12 protein-coding genes and 1 pseudogene are annotated in these 16,111 nt (G+C 70.4%); 5 read left to right on the top strand and 8 right to left on the bottom strand.

The features are described 5' to 3' along the window. The first annotated feature begins 12 nt into the window (after positions 1 to 12). The gene (locus ACZ58V_RS29500; RefSeq protein WP_471293645.1) at positions 13 to 1,989 is read left to right on the top strand and encodes an alpha-glucuronidase; all 1,977 of its coding nucleotides are present in this window, start codon (positions 13 to 15) and stop codon (positions 1,987 to 1,989) included. Here ACZ58V_RS29500 and ACZ58V_RS29505 read toward each other — a convergent pair. Genes ACZ58V_RS29505 through ACZ58V_RS29530 form a run of 6 tightly spaced genes read right to left on the bottom strand, consistent with a single transcriptional unit; the run spans position 1,983 to position 9,748 of the window. Next, complete coding sequence (locus tag ACZ58V_RS29505; protein ID WP_471293648.1) at positions 1,983 to 3,989, bottom strand: beta-galactosidase; 2,007 nt, start codon at positions 3,987 to 3,989, stop codon at positions 1,983 to 1,985. The two genes, ACZ58V_RS29500 and ACZ58V_RS29505, sit on opposite strands and share 7 nt — an antisense overlap. Further along, positions 3,986 to 4,669: a hypothetical protein gene (locus tag ACZ58V_RS29510; protein WP_468192104.1), complete on the bottom strand. Its 684-nt coding sequence runs from the start codon at positions 4,667 to 4,669 to the stop codon at positions 3,986 to 3,988. The genes ACZ58V_RS29505 and ACZ58V_RS29510 overlap by 4 nt, the downstream gene beginning before the upstream one ends. After that, positions 4,666 to 6,177 (bottom strand): GH39 family glycosyl hydrolase, encoded by a 1,512-nt coding sequence (locus ACZ58V_RS29515; protein ID WP_471293820.1) that lies wholly within the window; start codon positions 6,175 to 6,177, stop codon positions 4,666 to 4,668. Before ACZ58V_RS29515 ends, ACZ58V_RS29510 begins: the two co-directional genes overlap by 4 nt. Then, on the bottom strand, positions 6,177 to 7,832 hold the full coding sequence (locus tag ACZ58V_RS29520) for an ABC transporter substrate-binding protein (protein ID WP_471293651.1): 1,656 nt from the start codon (positions 7,830 to 7,832) through the stop codon (positions 6,177 to 6,179). Before ACZ58V_RS29520 ends, ACZ58V_RS29515 begins: the two co-directional genes overlap by 1 nt. Before the next feature lie 57 nt (positions 7,833 to 7,889). Then, on the bottom strand, positions 7,890 to 8,762 hold the full coding sequence (locus tag ACZ58V_RS29525; protein ID WP_468192107.1) for a carbohydrate ABC transporter permease: 873 nt from the start codon (positions 8,760 to 8,762) through the stop codon (positions 7,890 to 7,892). Further along, on the bottom strand, positions 8,756 to 9,748 hold the full coding sequence (locus ACZ58V_RS29530) for an ABC transporter permease (RefSeq protein ID WP_468192109.1): 993 nt from the start codon (positions 9,746 to 9,748) through the stop codon (positions 8,756 to 8,758). The genes ACZ58V_RS29525 and ACZ58V_RS29530 overlap by 7 nt, the downstream gene beginning before the upstream one ends. Positions 9,749 to 9,979: 231 nt before the next feature. Between ACZ58V_RS29530 and ACZ58V_RS29535 the strand changes: the two genes are divergently transcribed. Then, positions 9,980 to 10,999 (top strand): acetylxylan esterase, encoded by a 1,020-nt coding sequence (locus ACZ58V_RS29535; protein ID WP_471293654.1) that lies wholly within the window; start codon positions 9,980 to 9,982, stop codon positions 10,997 to 10,999. A gap of 411 nt (positions 11,000 to 11,410) precedes the next feature. Here ACZ58V_RS29535 and ACZ58V_RS29540 read toward each other — a convergent pair whose 3' ends face one another. Further along, positions 11,411 to 11,779, bottom strand: coding sequence for a hypothetical protein (locus ACZ58V_RS29540; protein ID WP_468192112.1), 369 nt, complete (start codon positions 11,777 to 11,779; stop codon positions 11,411 to 11,413). Positions 11,780 to 12,120: 341 nt separating this feature from the next. On the opposite strand from ACZ58V_RS29540, the pseudogene ACZ58V_RS29545 reads away from it, so the two are divergent. The 3 genes and pseudogenes from ACZ58V_RS29545 to ACZ58V_RS29555 all read left to right on the top strand — a co-directional run. Further along, positions 12,121 to 12,312 (top strand): annotated as a pseudogene (locus tag ACZ58V_RS29545) (DUF6415 family natural product biosynthesis protein); the annotation flags it as partial. Between the two features lie 418 nt (positions 12,313 to 12,730). Further along, on the top strand, positions 12,731 to 13,651 hold the full coding sequence (locus ACZ58V_RS29550; protein WP_471293657.1) for a LysR family transcriptional regulator: 921 nt from the start codon (positions 12,731 to 12,733) through the stop codon (positions 13,649 to 13,651). Positions 13,652 to 13,875: 224 nt separating this feature from the next. Further along, positions 13,876 to 14,934, top strand: a complete 1,059-nt coding sequence (locus ACZ58V_RS29555; protein ID WP_471293660.1) for a lytic polysaccharide monooxygenase auxiliary activity family 9 protein — start codon at positions 13,876 to 13,878, stop codon at positions 14,932 to 14,934. A gap of 120 nt (positions 14,935 to 15,054) precedes the next feature. Here ACZ58V_RS29555 and ACZ58V_RS29560 read toward each other — a convergent pair whose 3' ends face one another. Next, the gene (locus ACZ58V_RS29560) at positions 15,055 to 15,975 is read right to left on the bottom strand and encodes an aminoglycoside phosphotransferase family protein (protein WP_468192117.1); all 921 of its coding nucleotides are present in this window, start codon (positions 15,973 to 15,975) and stop codon (positions 15,055 to 15,057) included. Positions 15,976 to 16,111: the final 136 nt, after the last annotated feature.

The raw sequence follows: 16,111 nt of genomic DNA on the forward strand, positions 1-16,111 counted from the left end.
GTTGGGGGTCTCATGCCGCTTCCCGTGCCCGTCCTGCCCGAGGGTGTCGACCCGGCCTGGCTGCCGCCCGCGGCATTCCGGGCGATCGGCGGCCGGCGGACGCTGATCCGAGGATCGGGCCAGCTGGTGGAGACGGTGCACGGGGAGGTGGCTCAGGCCTGCCGGCTGTTCGGGGGCCGGGTCGTGCGCGACGCCGAGCCAAAGGGCGACGCGTACGACCTGGTCCTCGACCTCGGCGTCCATGACCTCGGTGACGAGGACTTCACGGTCACCCGGGAGGCCGGCACGACGACCGTCACCGCCTGCGGCGGCCGCGGGCTGCTGTACGGCCTGTTCCATGTCGTGCGGCTCGGGGAAGCGGCGTTCTCCGGCGAGCGGGCGCGGGAGACCCATCACCCCGCGCTCGCCCTGCGCATGCTCGACCACTGGGACAACGTCGCCGTGCACCCGGTCATGGGCCAGGTGGAGCGCGGGTACGCGGGCGGCTCGCTGTTCTGGGAGGACGGGCGGTTGCGCGGGGACCTGGAGCGGGTGCGGGCGTACGGCAGGCTGCTGGCGGCCTGCGGGATCAACGCGGTCGCCGTCAACAACGTCAACGTGCACGAGACCGAGGCGCGTCTGCTGACCGACCGGATCGGCGAGGTCGCCGCGATCGCCGATGCGCTGCGGCCCTACGGGATCCGCACCCACCTGTCCGTGTCCTTCGCCGCGCCCGTGGTGCTGGGCGGGCTGCCCACGGCCGATCCGCTGGACGGGACCGTGCGCGGCTGGTGGGCCGAGGCCACGGGAGCGGTGTACGCGGCGATACCCGACTTCGGCGGGTACGTGGTGAAGGCCGACTCGGAGGGCCAGCCGGGGCCGTTCGCCTACGGCCGCAGCCACGCCGACGGGGCGAACCTGCTGGCCGCCGCCCTGGAACCGTACGGCGGCACCGTGCACTGGAGGGCGTTCGTCTACGACCACTGCCAGGACTGGCGGGACCGGAGGACGGACCGGGCCCGGGCCGCGTACGACCACTTCGTGCCGCTGGACGGGGCGTTCGCGGCCAACGCCGTGCTCCAGGTGAAGCACGGGCCGATCGACTTCCAGGTGCGCGAGCCGGTCTCGCCGCTGATCGGGGCGATGCCCGGCACCCGGCTGGCGGTGGAACTGCAGGTCACCCAGGAGTACACCGGGCAGCAGCGGCACGTCTGCTGGCTGGGGCCGATGTGGAGCGAGGTGCTGCGGTTCCCGGCTGAACAGGGGTCCTTTGTAGGCGAGTTGGCGCGGGGCGGGCTGATCGCCGTGTCCAACGCCGGCGACGACCCGTTCTGGGCCGGGCATCCCCTCGCCCAGGCGAACCTCTACACCTTCGGACGGCTGGCCTGGCGGCCGGACGCCGAGCCGGGCGAGGTGCTCGACGAGTGGATCGGGCTCACCTTCGGGCCGGGGCCGGCGGAAGGGCTGCACGCCGTGCTCGACGGCTCGTGGCGGACGTACGAGAAGTACACCGCTCCCCTCGGCGTGGGCTTCATGGTGCAGCCCGGGCACCACTACGGGCCGAACGTGGACGGGTACGAGTACAGCCCGTGGGGGACCTACCACTTCGCCGACCGGGACGGCATCGGCGTCGACCGCAGCGTGGCGACCGGCACCGGGTACGCCGGGCAGTACGCCAAGCCGTGGGCCGAGCTGTACGAGTCGCCGGACACCTGCCCCGACGAGCTGCTGCTGTTCTTCCACCACGTGTCGTACGGGCACACCCTGCACAGCGGCAAGACGGTGATACAGCACATCTACGACACGCACTTCGAGGGCGTGGAGGAGGTCGAGGAGGCCCAGGCGGTGTGGGCCTCGCTGGCCGGGCTGGTGGATCCCGCGCGCCACGCGCGGGTGGCGGAGCGGTACGAGGAGCAGCTCCGCGGCGCCCGCGAGTGGCGCGACCAGATCAACAGCTACTTCCTGCGCAAGTCCGGGGTGCCGGACGAGCGAGGGCGGCGGGTCTACTGAAGGATCGCCACACCCAGGGGGTCGAGGACCAGGGGTTCGCCCTGGTCCACGCGCTTGCCGGTGAGCAGGTCGTTGGCGGTGGCGTGGGCGGTGAGGTGGGCCGGTTCGGGGGCGTGGTTGAGGAGGAAGAGCAGGCGGGTGCCGTCGGGGGCGACACGGGTGGCCGTCTCGACCGCCGGGTGGCCGGCGTAGGGGCCGAGCAGGTCGTGGCGGTTCAGGATCCGGCGGACGACGGCGTCGACGCCCGGCTGGTCGAGGGCGGTGGCGACGTACCAGCCCTCGCCCCCGCCGAAGCGGTTGCGGGTCACGGCCGGGGTGCCCGCGTAGAAGTCGGTGCCGTAGGTGGCGACCGGCTCGGCGCCGCGCGGGAGCACGATCTCGAAGACGAGTCGTGCCTCTGTCGCCAGCTCGGGGACGGTCTGGGTGAACTCCGGCGGCCGGGCGTCCCATTCGTCGACCCGGACGCCCATGAGGGGCGCGAGCGGGCCGGGGACGTCGGTGAGGAAGGCGCGGTCGTGTTCGTCGACGCGGCCGGAGAGGAAGGTGGTCAGGACCGTGCCGCCGCGTGCGGCCACGGCTTCGAGGCGGGCCGCCAGGTCCCCCTTGATCATGTACAGCGCGGGGGCGAGCACCACGTCGTAGGGCGTGAGGTCGGCCGTCTGCGGGATCACGTCCACATCGGCGCCGGCCTCGCGGGCGGCCCGGTAGTAGGCGTGGACCATGTCCTGGTACTTGACCAGCCGGGACGGGCCGTCGGAGATCTCCAGGGCCCACCAGCTGTCCCAGTCGAAGAGCAGGGCGGTGCGGGCCGGGGTGCGGGCTCCCAGTGTCCGGTCGCCCAGGACCTCCAGCTCCCGTCCCAGTTCGGCGACTTCGCGGAAGACGCGGGTGTCGTCGCGGCCCGCGTGGCCGATGACCGCCCCGTGGTACTTCTCGCAGGCGCCGCGTGAGGCGCGCATCTGGAAGTAGAGAGCGGCGTCGGCGCCGTGGGCGAGGGCTTGGAAGGTGGCGAGGCGGAGTTCGCCGGGGCGTCGGAGCGGGTTGACGTCACGGCAGGCGGTGGTCGACGGCGTGTGTTCCATCAGCCAGAAGGGGGCGCCGTCCTTCAGGCCGCGCATCAGGTCGTGGGCGAGGGCGGGCCGGGTCGGCGGGGCGTCGAGGGGCGGGTAGCTGTCCCAGGAGGCGAAGTCGAGGTGGGGCGCCCAGCGGTGGTAGTCGAGGGGGCGAAAGGCGCCCATGAAGTTGGTGGTGACGGGCGTGTCGGGGTCGTGGGCGCGGATCACCTCCTTCTCGGCCAGGAAGCAGCCGAGGAGGGCGTCGGTGGTGAAGCGGAAGTAGTCGAGGGTGATGCCCTGGAACGCGGTGTGGTCGGGGCCCCGCCAGTGCTCGGTGAGGGCGTTGGGCGGCTCGATCTGGTCCCAGTCGGTGTAGCGGTGCGACCAGAAGGTGGTCCACCAGGCGTCGTTGAGGGACTCGAGGGTGCCGTGCCGTTCGCGCAGCCACTCCCGGAACGCCTCGGCGCACAGCTCGCAGTAACAGACGCCGCCGTACTCGTTGTTGATGTGCCAGGCGAGCAGGGCCGGGTGGTGCGCGTACCGTTCGGCGAGGCGCGAGGCCATCGCGGTGGCGTGCTCGCGGTACGCCGGTGAGCTGGGGCAGAAGTTGTGGCGCTGGCCGTAGCGGTGGCGGCGGCCCTCGAAGTCGGTGCGGTTGACCTCGGGGTGCCGCTTGGCGAGCCAGGGCGGAAGGGCGGCCGTGCCGGTGGCCAGGCAGATCTGGCGGCCCTCGGCGGCGGCCCGGTCCAGGATCCGGTCCAGGACCGTGAAGTCGTAGCTGTCCGGGGCCGGTTGGGTCAGGGACCAGGTGAAGACGCCGACGGTGAGCGTGTCGATGCCGGCCCGGGTGAACAGGCGGTGGTCGTCGTCCCGGACGTCCTCGGGCCACTGCTCGGGGTTGTAGTCGCCGCCGTACGGGATCTTCGGGGTGCGGGGCGCGGTCATGCCGTGAACTCCTCCTGGGTCTCGGTGATCACCGTGCGGCTGCCGTGCAGCAGGGACAGCAGCAGCGGGGCGGCCAGCAGGGCGGGCAGGGCCTCGGTCAGCAGGGCGGTCAGCGCGGCCGTCAGGATCATCAGGGAGGCCGCGGCGAGGGTGGCGCGGCCGTGCCGGAACAGGAAGTACCCGGCGAGGCGGGCGGTGTCCCGGGCGCGGAAGACGAAGAGCGAGGTGAGGACGAGGGCGTGCGCGCCCCAGAGGAGGGCGCCCGCTCCGATCGCCGCGAGCAGCAGCGCCCACCAGCCGGGCAGGCCGGTGGCGGAGAAGTGGGTGAGGGTGAAGGTGATGACCGTCAGCCAGGCCAGCAGGGGCGTCCACAGCTTCAGGGCCGGTACGGCGTTGAGCCGCCAGCCGCGCAGGAAGGCGCGGGCCGGGTGCAGTGCGGTGAGGTCGCGGCTGCGGTGGTGGAGGGCGTAGAGCGCGGCGGACAGGGCCGGGCCGAGGGGCAGCAGGCACAGGGCCGCGAGCGGGAGGTTGGCCGGGTCGGGGCCGAGCAGGAGCAGGCCTGCCAGGCCCGGGGAGGCGGTGAGGAGCAGCAGCGCCTCGACGGTCAGGACGGTGTGGATCAGGGCGGAGGCACGGGAGAGGGCGCCCGTGCCGAAGTCGGAGGTGCGGACGGTGCTCATGCCGTCACCTCCCGGCCGAGCAGGCGCCGGTCGTCCCACCAGGGCGGGGTCTCGTCGACGACGGGCGTGAGCTCGACGAGGGTGACCTCGTGGCGGCTCAGGGTGAGCGGGAGGTCGACGCGGCCGTCCTCGCTGGTCAGGCGCTGGTGGGTGCGCGCGGGCTCGGCGGCCTCGTGCAGGACGTCGAGCTGTCCGGGTTTCGGTGAGAGCGGGCTGCCCAGGTGCCGCCAGGCCGTGTACGCGTTGCCCCGCTCCTCGTCCACGGAGGAACGGCGGACGAACACCTCGCCTCCGGGCACCGGCGGGGACAGGCGCAGGGTGTGCCGGTCGGAGCCGGGTGTCTCGCCGGTCGGGTCGACGGGCGCCCAGGCCAGCACGGTGACCCGGCCGTCGGCATGCCGGGTGACCAGGTGGTCGTCGCCGCGCGCGAGCACGTCGGGTCCCATCCGGGCCATGAACGCGTAGAGGTGGTACGTCGGCTTGCGCACCTGCCGGTGGGTGAGCAGTCCGAACCCGCCGTGGAACAGGGCGGTCGGCACCCCGGCCTCCTCGAAGACGTCGCTGAACGTCCAGTACGAGAAGGAGTCGGCGTGCTCACCGCCGTTCGCCACGACCGGGGCGAGGTAGGCGGCGTGGAAGGCGGTGTCGTGCACCGGGTTGTCGGGCCGGTAGGACGAGTTGAACTCGGTGATGTGCACAGGGAGTTCAGCGTACCGGGTCCCCGCCAGCCGCCGCCTCGGCGTGGCGAACTGGTCGAGCAGCCCGGACGCGGGTGCCAGGGTCTGGTGGACGCCGAACGGCACGTGCTGGGCGGGGCCCGAGCTGTAGGCGTGCCGGGAGACGAAGTCCAGCGGCACGTCGTGGCGGTCGGTGAACTCGGCGAACCGCTCCAGCCACTCGTCCGCGCCGGGCGAGATCGCCGGCCCGCCGACCTGGATCCCGGCGTCCACCTCCTTCACGGCGCGCGCGGTCACCTCGTACAGCCGGTGGTAGGCCTTCTCGTCCGCGTCCTGCCAGAAGTCGCGCAGGTTGGGCTCGTTCCACACCTCGACGGGCCAGGTGCGGACCTCGTCGAGACCGTAGCGGTCGACGAGGTGGGTGAGCAGGGCGCGGACCAGGTCGGCCCACTCCTGGTGGGAGCGGGGCGGCGTGACGTTGCCGCGCCACCAGAACACGGTCTGCTCGCCCGAGGCCAGCTCGCCCGGCATGAAGCCGAGTTCGAGGAAGGGACGGATGCCGAGGGCGAGGTAGGCGTCGAGGACCTGGTCGACGTGGGTGAAGGAGTGCCGGACGTGCCGGCGGCCCCGCCACTCGTAGGGCCGGTGCACCGCCATGCCGTCGCTGAGCAGCCCGTGGCCCCGGATGTACCGGAAGCCGATGTCGCGCTGCAGGACCTTCAGCGACTCCTGGTAGTCGCCGCGCAGGGCGAGGTCGAGACGGCCGGTGCCGACGCACTGCCGCCAGGCGTCGGTCAGTCGGCCGCTCGGCGCATCGGGGACGCGGAGGATCACCCGTTCTCCTTCTTGAACCGCTCGTACGCCTTGTTGTGCAGGTCGACGAGCTGCTGCATGTTCTTCGACTTCAGCTCGGAGAGGTAGGCGTTCCACTGGGACAGCGGGCGCTTGCCGAGGACGAACTGGAGGGTGTTCTGGATGACGGTGTCCTTGAGCGGGGTGTCCCAGAGGGTCGCCTGTTCCTGCTCGAAGGACTGGAGCGGGTGGGCCGGGTCGATGGGCAGTTGCTCGCGCTGGGCCATGGCGTCCTGGAACTTCTTCTCGTCCGGGCTGAACGACGAGGAGACGAGGGCCCAGCTACCGCCGTAGGTGAAGACGCCGTTGAAGAAGCCGTAGTCCTTCTGGAGGTCCTTCGGGGCCTCCGGGTCGGAGCCCATGAGGGAGATGCCGGGCTTCAGCTCGTAGCCGCCGCCGGAGCCGGTGTAGGTGACGCCCTCGACGCCCCACTTGCAGAACTTCTGGCCCTCGTCCGAGTACCAGAGCCAGTCGAGGAACTGCATCATCGCGACGAAGCTGTCGCTCTTGAGGGCCTTGCTGGAGACCATGACGCCGTTCTCCAGGCGGCTGCCGCCCAGCACCACGGGACCGGCGGGCCCGACGGGCACCGGGATCATCTCGATCTTCGCGCCCTTGACCTGCTTCTCCAGGTTGTAGCGGTAGTTCTGCACCAGTTCCTGGGGGTTGGCGCTCATCACGTAGGTCTTCTCGGCAAGGAGCTTCTGCACGGCCTGGTCGTCGGTCTGGCTGAAGCTCTCGGGGTCCATGAGCTTCTCGGCGACGAGCTTGCGCAGGTACTCGACCATCTGGCGGTAGGCGTCCTGGGCGCCGGTGAAGACGTACTTCTGCGCCTTGTGGTCGAAGCTGATGTTGTCGTACGTCCAGCCGGCTTTGACACCGAAGGCCTGGCCCAGGTAGCTGAACAGCGCTCCGCAGGGGAACGGGGTGTTGGTGCTCCAGCGGTCGGAGAACGGGTACTTGCCGGGGTACTCCTCCTTGAGCGCCTTGAGGACGTCGTACACCTCGTCCCAGGTGGTGGGCAGGCTCAGCCCGTGCTTGTCGAGGACGTCCGTGCGCAAGGACAGCGAGTAGCCGGACTTGGCCTTCTCGTGCAGGCCGGGCAGCAGGTAGTACTTGCCGTCGGACTGGCGGATCGAGTCGAGCTCGGGCTCCAGCTTCCACTTGCGCACCTTGTCGCGGAAGTTGGGCATCAGATCGACGTACTCGCTGACCGCGAGGATCGCGCCCGACGAGACGAAGGCGACCTCCGAGGGGTGGTACGTCTTCGGGATCAGGAACGGGGCGTCCCCGGCCCCGATGAGGACACTGCGCTTCTTCTCGTAGTCGGCCAGCGGGACGTCGACCGGCTTGAGGGTGACCCCGGTGCGCTTGGTGAGCTCCTTCCAGAACAGCCAGCCGTCCTTCGTCGGGTAGACCGGGTTGTTGTTGTGCAGCATCGAGAAGGACAGCGGCTTGGCCGCCTTGAACTGCTGCCCGGCCCGGTAGTTCTTCATCGCGCCGTTCTGCTTCTTGGACAGGTCCTTGGAGTCGCCTCCGTCCTCGCCGCTGCCGCAGCCGGTGACCGTGGCGAGCCCGATGAAGCCGGCGGCGGCGAGGATCTGGCGCCGCGAGAGCTGTCCTGCGTTCTGCACGGAGACTCCTTTGTTCCGTAAGCGAGTTGAGGAGGCGGCGGTGTCGCGGAGGCGGCGTCAGCCCTTGACCGCGCCGAGCATCACGCCCGAGACGAAGTAGCGCTGGACGAAGGGGTACACGCAGAGGATCGGCAGGGCGGTGAGGACGATGGTCACCGACTGGATGTTCGCGGCGACCTGGCTGAGCTGCTCGGTGCCCGCGCCCGCGTTGCCGCCGCCCGTGGCGCCCTGGATGAGGTTGCGGAGGTAGACGGTGACCGGCATCAGATCGGTCCGGTCCATATAGAGGAAGGCGCTGAACCAGGAGTTCCAGAAGGACACCGAGTAGAAGAGCACCATCGTCGCCACGACCGCCTTGGACAGCGGCAGGACGATCCTGAGCAGAATGCCGTACGTGCTCAGGCCGTCGATCTGCGCGGCCTCCTCCAGCTCGGTCGGCAGGTTCTCGAAGAAGGCCTTCATCACCAGCAGGTTGAAGACGCTGATCGCGTTCGGCAGGGCGATCGCCCAGACACTGTTCTTCAGGCCGAGGCTGGTGACCAGGATGTAGTTCGGGATCAGGCCGCCGGTGAAGAACATGGTGAACACGGCGACACCGACGAGCACGCCCCGGCCCTTGAGGTTCCTCTTCGACAGCACATAGGCGTAACACGTCGTCAGCACCATGGCCACGGCCGTCGCGACGACCGTGTACAGCACGGTGTTGCCGTAGTTCCGCCAGAACATCTCGTCCTGGAACACGATCTTGTACGTGGTGAGGTTGAACCCCTTGGGCAGCAGGGTCACCTCACCGGCCCGGATCTGCCGCTCCCCGCTGAAGGACCGCGCCAGGATGTTGGTGAAGGGATACAGCGTCACCAGGACGACCAGGGTGAGGACCACTCCGTTGACGCCCTGGAAGACCCGGTAGGAACGACTCGGCTTCACCACAGGCTCGTCCCCACTGTGCGACGCGAGAGCTGGTTGGCGGACGTGATGAGGACCAGGCCGATGATCGCCTCGAACAGTCCGATGGCGGCGGCGTAACTGAAGCTGTTGGACTCCACACCGGCCCGGTAGACATACGTCGAGATCACGTCGGCGGTCGGATACGTCAGCGGGTTGTACAGCAGCAGCACCTTCTCGAAGCCGACCACCATGAACGTGCCGATGTTGAGGATCAGCAGCGTGACCATGGTGGGCCGGATGCCGGGCAGGGTGACGTGCCAGATCTGCTGCCAGCGGTTGGCACCGTCGATGCGCGCCGCCTCGTACAGGTCCTCGTCGATCGTGGTGAGCGCGGCGAGGTAGAGGATCGTGCCCCAGCCGGCGGTCTGCCAGATCTCCGAGCCGACGTAGATGGTGCGGAACCACTCGGGTTCCTGGATGAAGCGGATCGGTTCGTGGCCCAGCCAGCCGAGGACGTGGTTGACGGGGCCGTCACTGGCCAGCATCTGCATGGTGATGCCCGCGACGATCACGATCGACAGGAAGTGCGGAAGGTACGACACCGACTGCACGAACCGCTTCAGGGAGCGCCGGCGCACCTCGTTGAGCAGCAGCGCCAGCACGATCGGGACCGGGAAGCAGAACAGCAGCGTGAGCCCGCCCATCCACAGCGTGTTCCGGAACACCTGCCAGAAGGTGGGGTCGCTGAGGAACATCTCCACATAGCGCAGCCCCACCCACTCCTCGCCGAAGATCGACCCTCCGGGCTCGAAGCGACGGAAGGCGATCACGTTGCCGATCATCGGCAGATAGCGGAAGACCAGGAAGAACAGCAGCGGCAGGATCGCCAGCGAGTACAACTGCCAGTCGCGGCGCAGCGCCCGCCGCCAGCCGGTCCGGGCGGAAACCCGTGTGCCGCGTCGGGGCGCGGCCCGTGCCGGAGGCGGGTCCTGGGTGCCCGGCGGGGCCGACGTGGTGGACGTGCTCATTGCTCGGGCCTCCCGTGGGCAAGGGACGCGGAACCGAAACTTTCGAGCTCTTACCGGTAACTTCGCGGCAACTTAAGGGCACCAGAAAGCGCTGTCAATGGGTGCTGCGGCAGTCAGGTGGGGCGTCTGTGCCGCGTTGGAACGCTGTCGAACCTGGGTAGACCCCAGGGGCTACCGCCCGTTGTCCGTCGCAAGTTTCTGGATGACCACCGACTCCTGCGAGGTGCCGCCGTGCCCGCGTTCGACCTGCCGCTGACGGAACTGGAGCGCCATCGCCCGGACGTGGAGGAGCCCGCCGACTTCGACGCGTTCTGGCTGAGCACACTGAAGGAGGCCGGGCAGGCGGATCCGCTGGTGTCGGCGCGGCCGGTGGAGACGGGCCTCCGGCTGACACGGACCTGGGACGTGACGTTCCGGGGCTTCGCGGGCGACCCCGTGCGGGCGTGGTTCAGCCGTCCCGCCGGCGTCGACGAACCCCTGCCCGCCGTGGTCGAGTTCGCCGGGTACGGGCGCGGGCGCGGCCTTCCGCATGAGCGTCTGACATGGGTGAACGCCGGGTACGCGCATCTGCTCATGGACAACCGCGGCCAGGGCGACCAGTACGGGTGCGGTGGCGACACCCCGGATCCGCACGCCGCGGCGCCGGGCGGGCCCGGGCCGGCCGTGCGCGGGCTGCTCACGCCCGAGGACTATCACTACCGGCGCCTGATCACCGACGCGGTGCGGGCGGTCTCGGCGGTCCGGGCGTTGCCCGGAGTGGACGCCGGGCGGATCATCGCGGCCGGCAACAGTCAGGGCGGCGGGGTGGCGTTGGCCGTCGCGGGGCTCGTTCCCGACCTGGCGGCGTTGCTGGTCACGGCTCCCCTGCTGTGCGGGATCCGGCGGGCGCTGGACCTCACGGATGCGGGGCCCTACGGGGAGATCGCCGCGTATCTGTCCGTCCATCGGGGCGCCGAGCGCGAGGCGTATCGCACGCTGTCGTACGTGGAGGGGACCTCCTTCGCCCGCCGGGCCTCGGCTGCCGCCCACTTCGGGGTGGGGTTGCGGGACACGGTGTGTCCGCCGAGTGGGGTGTACGGGGCGTTCAATCTGTATGGGGAGTTGGCGGGGGCGGAGGCAGAGGCGGGGGTGGAGACGGAGGCACGCAAGGAGATCCACGCGTATCCGTTCAATGGGCATGAGGGTGGGGATGCGGTGCATGTGCGGCGTCAGCTGGGGTGGGTGGCGGGGGTGGTCGGGGATGCGGCGTAGGGGGCGGTGTCGGTTCGGGGGCGCCTTGAGACCTGGGTGACGTGGTCGGCTGGGCGTACGCCGCGTCGAGCTGGTCGGTGACGTTCCTCGTCCGCTCGCACAGGAGGAACGCACGCAGCCGTAGCGGCTGACGCGCGTTCATCGACCTTCACCAGTGGCCCGGCGGGCAGAGCCTGGGGTCTGTTGCGGAAGTGGATCTTGGTGGCGGATGATCACGCCCCGATGCCGTCGCCGAGGTGGCCGGCCTGCTCGCGCCGGCTGACGCCCGCCGGTGACGGCGGCGCGCGGGCTCCCGCCACAGGCCGAGTCGGCCAGGTATCACGCCCGGCAAGGCCACGGCCACCATGCCCGATGCCCGGTCCGGCCTGCTGGGCCGGACCGGGCATCGGGAGTTCCAGGGGGCTGCCTGGGTCACGCCTCGGCCACTTGGAGCAGCCAGCTGACCGGGATGTCGTCCTCGGTGTCGCTCGCGCTCTTCCTGACGCGGCCGATGGCGATCTTCTGCGTACTCGTCGGGAGCTTCGCGCCGTTGTGGACCCGGCCGCCTGCCTGCGTGACGTTCAGGTCCACGGCGGCGCTCCAGTTGGAGCCGTCGTGCCAGTTCACCTTGATCTTTGCATCCCCCCAGGCGGAGCCGAAGCTGATCCATATGTCGCCCGACCAGCCGGCCTGGTTGGCCGCCGGGACCGCCAGGACGATGCCGTACTTGTAGTGGATGAGCCCGCCGCTCTCAGTGAACGCGAAGCCGGGGGGAATCTCACCAGTCTGGAAGTTCGCCATTCAGTTCCCCTTGCCTGTCACTGCTGCGGTGCCGCGGGAAGCGACGCCGCACCGCAGCCCGCAGACCACGGCACGAACCACGCTAGGGACGCATTCAGTTCCCTGCTCAACTTCCCAGGCCAAACCACCAGTTGAGGGGTAGTGCAAGCATGCCCAGCTCATCCGCTCCGCTCCTGCGCTCCCGGATGCCCCCCTGCCGCACCCCAGGGAGCGGCTGACTCCTTCGGCCGTCGGCCGGGGCCTGGGGTCTGCCACGGAAGCGGATCTTGGTCGTGGATGATCACGCCTCGTGGGGCATGGTGATCTGACGAGCGGCCAGTGGGCCCGGCCGCCGCTTCCACGCCCTGGTGTGGGAAGCGATGCCCGCTGCCGAGCAGGCGGCCGGGCGGCTGCCGAGGAACAGCGTGACCCGCTGCGGCGCCCTGGTCCGCGTCCGCGAGGCTCGCGCCGAGCTCCGAGCCCTCGAGCTGAGCTTTGCCCTGCTGAGCGGAAGCGTGATGTACGCCCGGAGGCTCGCCCGCGTCCTGGGCGCCCTGTGCGAACTACGAGATCGTAAGCACGAGAATGGCCGAGACCCCCGAGCAGACCGCGTTCGTGCGTTTCGTGAACCACTGCGTCAGCTGCGAGACCTGCTGAGCCATGGATGGCGAGAACGCGAACGCCGACCTCCCCCGCGAGACACACGACCAGTTGCACGACGCGTACCGACAGGCTCGGGCTCGCGCATCCACGGCCCGCCTCGGCCACCAGCGACGCCCCACGGAGGCAACGGCATGAGCACCACCGAGGGTTCGAGCCTGCGCGCACGGCTCTGGTGGCCGTGTGCGCGATCGTTATGGCTGGTCGCGCCCACGCGGCGCAGCCACACACCGAAGCAGCCCCGCGCCCTCGAGAGGTCGGTCGCGCTCAAGTCGTTGATAGCCTCAAAGACATGGCCGCACCAGGAGCGACGTGAGGTATCCGAGCATCCAGCAGTTGCAGCTGTTCCTGCTCCTCGCCGAGGAGTTGCACTTCGGGCGGGCGGCGCGGCGGGCGTTCATGGCGCAGCCGACGTTTTCGCGGCACATCACCGCTCTGGAGGAGCGGTTGGGTGTCGCCGTGGTGGACCGGACGACGCGCAGGGTCGCGTTGAGCGCGGCGGGTGAGGCACTCGTGGGGCGGGCCCGGAGCGTGGTGGAGGCGGCCGAGGAGCTGCGCCGTACGGCGGAGACCCAGGCCAACGCGGCCGCGGGCCGGATCGTGATCGGCTCCTTTGAGGCGATCACCTCGATGGACCCGATCCCGGCCGTCTTGAAGGAACTGCGGGAGAACTTCCCGCAGGTGGAGGTCGACGTCGTACGCATGGGCTTCGACGCCGGCCCGGCGATACTGCGGGGCGAGGTCGACGCGGCGTTCCTGTTTCTGCCCGTGCCCGACGGCGTCCAGACCCTGGCACTGGCCGGCGGGCCGCGTTGCGTCGCGATGGCCGGTTGTCACCCTCTTGCCGCCCGGGACGCGCTGACCCTCGCGGACCTCGCCGACCAGCCCCGCATCGGCTGGTCGGAGCAGGTCCCGAAGGTGTTCCGGGACTTCTGGTCCGCCGACCCTCGCCCGGACGGCACCCCGGTGCGGTTCAGCCCGCACGCCATCGTCGACTACGAGAGCGCCCTGCCGCTGATCGCCATGGGGCAGGGCATCCAGCTGCCGCCGGACACGACCCGCTGGCTCTACCCGCGCCGCGGTGTGTCGTACGTCGACGTCACCGACCTCGAACCCTGGACGGCAGCGCTGGGCTGGCTGCCGAGCCGCCGGGACGAGCCGCTCGTCGCGGCCCTGCGGCAGGCGGCCCAGCGTGTTCTGCGCCGGGGCCGGCGGCCACCAGAAGGCCCCTGACCGGCAGTCCGGGTGCGACAACCGTTTACATCCGCGCCTCTCGGCGCTAACTTCCGCAACAGGCGGGGTGGGAGCGCTCCCATAACGGTGGACCGGAACCCGCCCTGAAGTCGCTCCCACCCCGCGCATCGCACACGCATCCCCACACACGCATCCGCAGGCCCGTACCCCAAGGAACGGATGATGCTGTCATGATCCTGACAAAAGAGCCGGGAAGGCTCCCGATGCGCCGATCAACGCTCCCCACCCGGGCCAGGTCCCTCTTCCTCGTTCTGCTCTCCCTGCTCGTCACGGTCCCGGCCCTCGGTCTGGTCATGACGGCCGGTGGTGAGGCGGAGGCCCACGGCACGCCCATGAAGCCCGGCAGCCGTACCTTCCTGTGCTGGCAGGACGGTCTGACCGACACCGGTGAGATCAAGCCGGTCAACCCGGCCTGCCGGTCCGCCCAGCAGACCAGCGGCACCACGCCGTTCTACAACTGGTTCTCGGTGCTCCGCTCGGACGGCGCCGGCCGCACCCGGGGCTTCGTGCCGGACGGCGAGCTGTGCAGCGGCGGCAACACCAACTTCACCGGGTTCAACACGCCCAGCAAGGACTGGCCGCTCACGCACCTCACCTCGGGCGCGACGGTCGACTTCTCGTACAACGCCTGGGCGGCGCACCCGGGTTGGTTCTACGTCTACATCACCAAGGACGGCTTCGACCCGGCCAAGACGCTCACCTGGAACGACATGGAGGAACGGCCGTTCCTGAGCGTCGACCACCCGCCGCTGAACGGCTCCCCCGGCACGGTCGAGGCCAACTACTCCTGGACCGGCAAGCTCCCCGCCAACAAGTCGGGCCGCCACATCATCTACATGGTCTGGCAGCGCTCCGACAGCCAGGAGACCTTCTACTCCTGCTCCGACATCGTCTTCGACGGCGGCAACGGCGAGGTGACCGGCATCAAGGAGCCGGGCAACCCGTCCGAGCCGGTGCCCGGCACGTGCACGGCCACCCGCAAGACGACCGGCAGCTGGAACGGCGGCTACCAGTCCGAGGTGACCGTCACCAACACCGGCACCGTCCCGATGCTCGGCTGGATGGTCGACTGGAACCTCCCCGCCGGCCACAAGATCGAGAGCTTGTGGAGCGGCAACGCGACCTACAACGGCCAGTCGGTGATGGTCCACAACGCCGGCTGGAACGGCTCCCTCGCGCCGGGCAGGAGCACCACCTTCGGCTACACCGCCACCGCTCCGGGCGCTGACAGTACGACGAGCCTGCCCTGCCGGGTGGGCTGAACCGTCACTCCGGGCGAGCCCGGTGACCGGTGAGCCTCGGTCGCCGGGCCCGTCACCTGGTGACGGCATCCGGTGACGGGCATCCGGTGACGGGCATCCGGTGACGGGCATCCGCCCGGGTCACAGGTGGTCGGCCGTGGCCAGGATGCGCTGCAGAGCGGCCTCGGCCGGTGGCCCCCACGTCGGCTTGCCGCCGGGGCGGCCGTGGACTCCGGCATCTCCGATGATCATGCAGACCAGAGCGCGCGCGACGGCCCAGCCCCGGGCGCGGCGCCAGGTCGCGAGGTCGGCGGCCGGGCGGTAGAGGTCGAAGAAGCGGTCGGCCGCGCCGTCCGGCAGCAGGTTCCAGGCGGCGGCGAGATCGCAGGCCGGGTCGCCTGCGCAGAGGTCGCCGAAGTCGATCACACCGCAGAAGGTGCCGTCGGCGGTGAGGACGTTGGCCGCGTGCAGGTCGGCGTGGAGCCAGACCGCGGGGCCCGTCCAGTCGGGCGCGGCGAGGGCGTCGTCCAGGATCGCGCGGACCGGCTCCGGGTCCTCGACCAGGCCCAGCTCCGTGGCCGTGGCGAGTTGGTGGGCGAACCCCTCGGCGTGCTCGGACAACGGCCCGCCGCGGCTCCGGCCCACAGGTGCGTCCTCGGGGGCGGGGCGGTGCAGAGCCGTCAGGAAGGCGGCCAGGGCCTCGGCCGATTCCGCGGCGCGGGTGGCGGGGGCGCGGTCGGCGGGAGCGCCCTGCACCCAGGTAGTGACGATCCAGGCGTGCGGAAAGCGGTCGGAGGGCTCACCGAGACGCTGTGGGACCGGAACCTCCAGGGGCAGGGTCGGGGCGAGTACGGGGAGCCAGGTGTGCTCTTTGCGCAGCAGCGCGTCCACGGAACCCGTCGCCCAGGGCAGCCGCACGGCCAGGTCGTCACCGAGGCGCCAGAGCTGGTTGTCCCAGCCGCGCGCGCCGAGCCGCAGGGGGCGATCGGCCAGGTCGGGGTGCTGGTCGCACAGCAGCTCCCGAATCAGTTCCGGCGTGATCTCGATCTCGGTGTGGGTCATGCGCCGCAACGGTAGCCGGGCGGCGGTACGGAAGGGTACGAGTGGCCGGAAATCGCGGGGTGCGTCGAACGGGCCGGGCCGCCTGCCCTATATGTCGCAGTTATCCAGGTGTGCGATTCTGTTGTGTGGGTGTCCT

The organism is Streptomyces sp. NPDC040589, assembly GCF_055594445.1.

Excerpts from the sequence above, each read along its gene's own strand:
- ACZ58V_RS29500 (WP_471293645.1), top strand. The coding sequence starts at position 13 with ATGCCGCTTCCCGTGCCCGTCCTGCCCGAGGGTGTCGACCCGGCCTGG.
- ACZ58V_RS29505 (WP_471293648.1), bottom strand. The coding sequence starts at position 3,989 with ATGACCGCGCCCCGCACCCCGAAGATCCCGTACGGCGGCGACTACAAC.
- ACZ58V_RS29510 (WP_468192104.1), bottom strand. The coding sequence starts at position 4,669 with ATGAGCACCGTCCGCACCTCCGACTTCGGCACGGGCGCCCTCTCCCGT.
- ACZ58V_RS29530 (WP_468192109.1), bottom strand. The coding sequence starts at position 9,748 with ATGAGCACGTCCACCACGTCGGCCCCGCCGGGCACCCAGGACCCGCCT.
- ACZ58V_RS29540 (WP_468192112.1), bottom strand. The coding sequence starts at position 11,779 with ATGGCGAACTTCCAGACTGGTGAGATTCCCCCCGGCTTCGCGTTCACT.
- ACZ58V_RS29555 (WP_471293660.1), top strand. The coding sequence starts at position 13,876 with ATGCGCCGATCAACGCTCCCCACCCGGGCCAGGTCCCTCTTCCTCGTT.
- ACZ58V_RS29560 (WP_468192117.1), bottom strand. The coding sequence starts at position 15,975 with ATGACCCACACCGAGATCGAGATCACGCCGGAACTGATTCGGGAGCTG.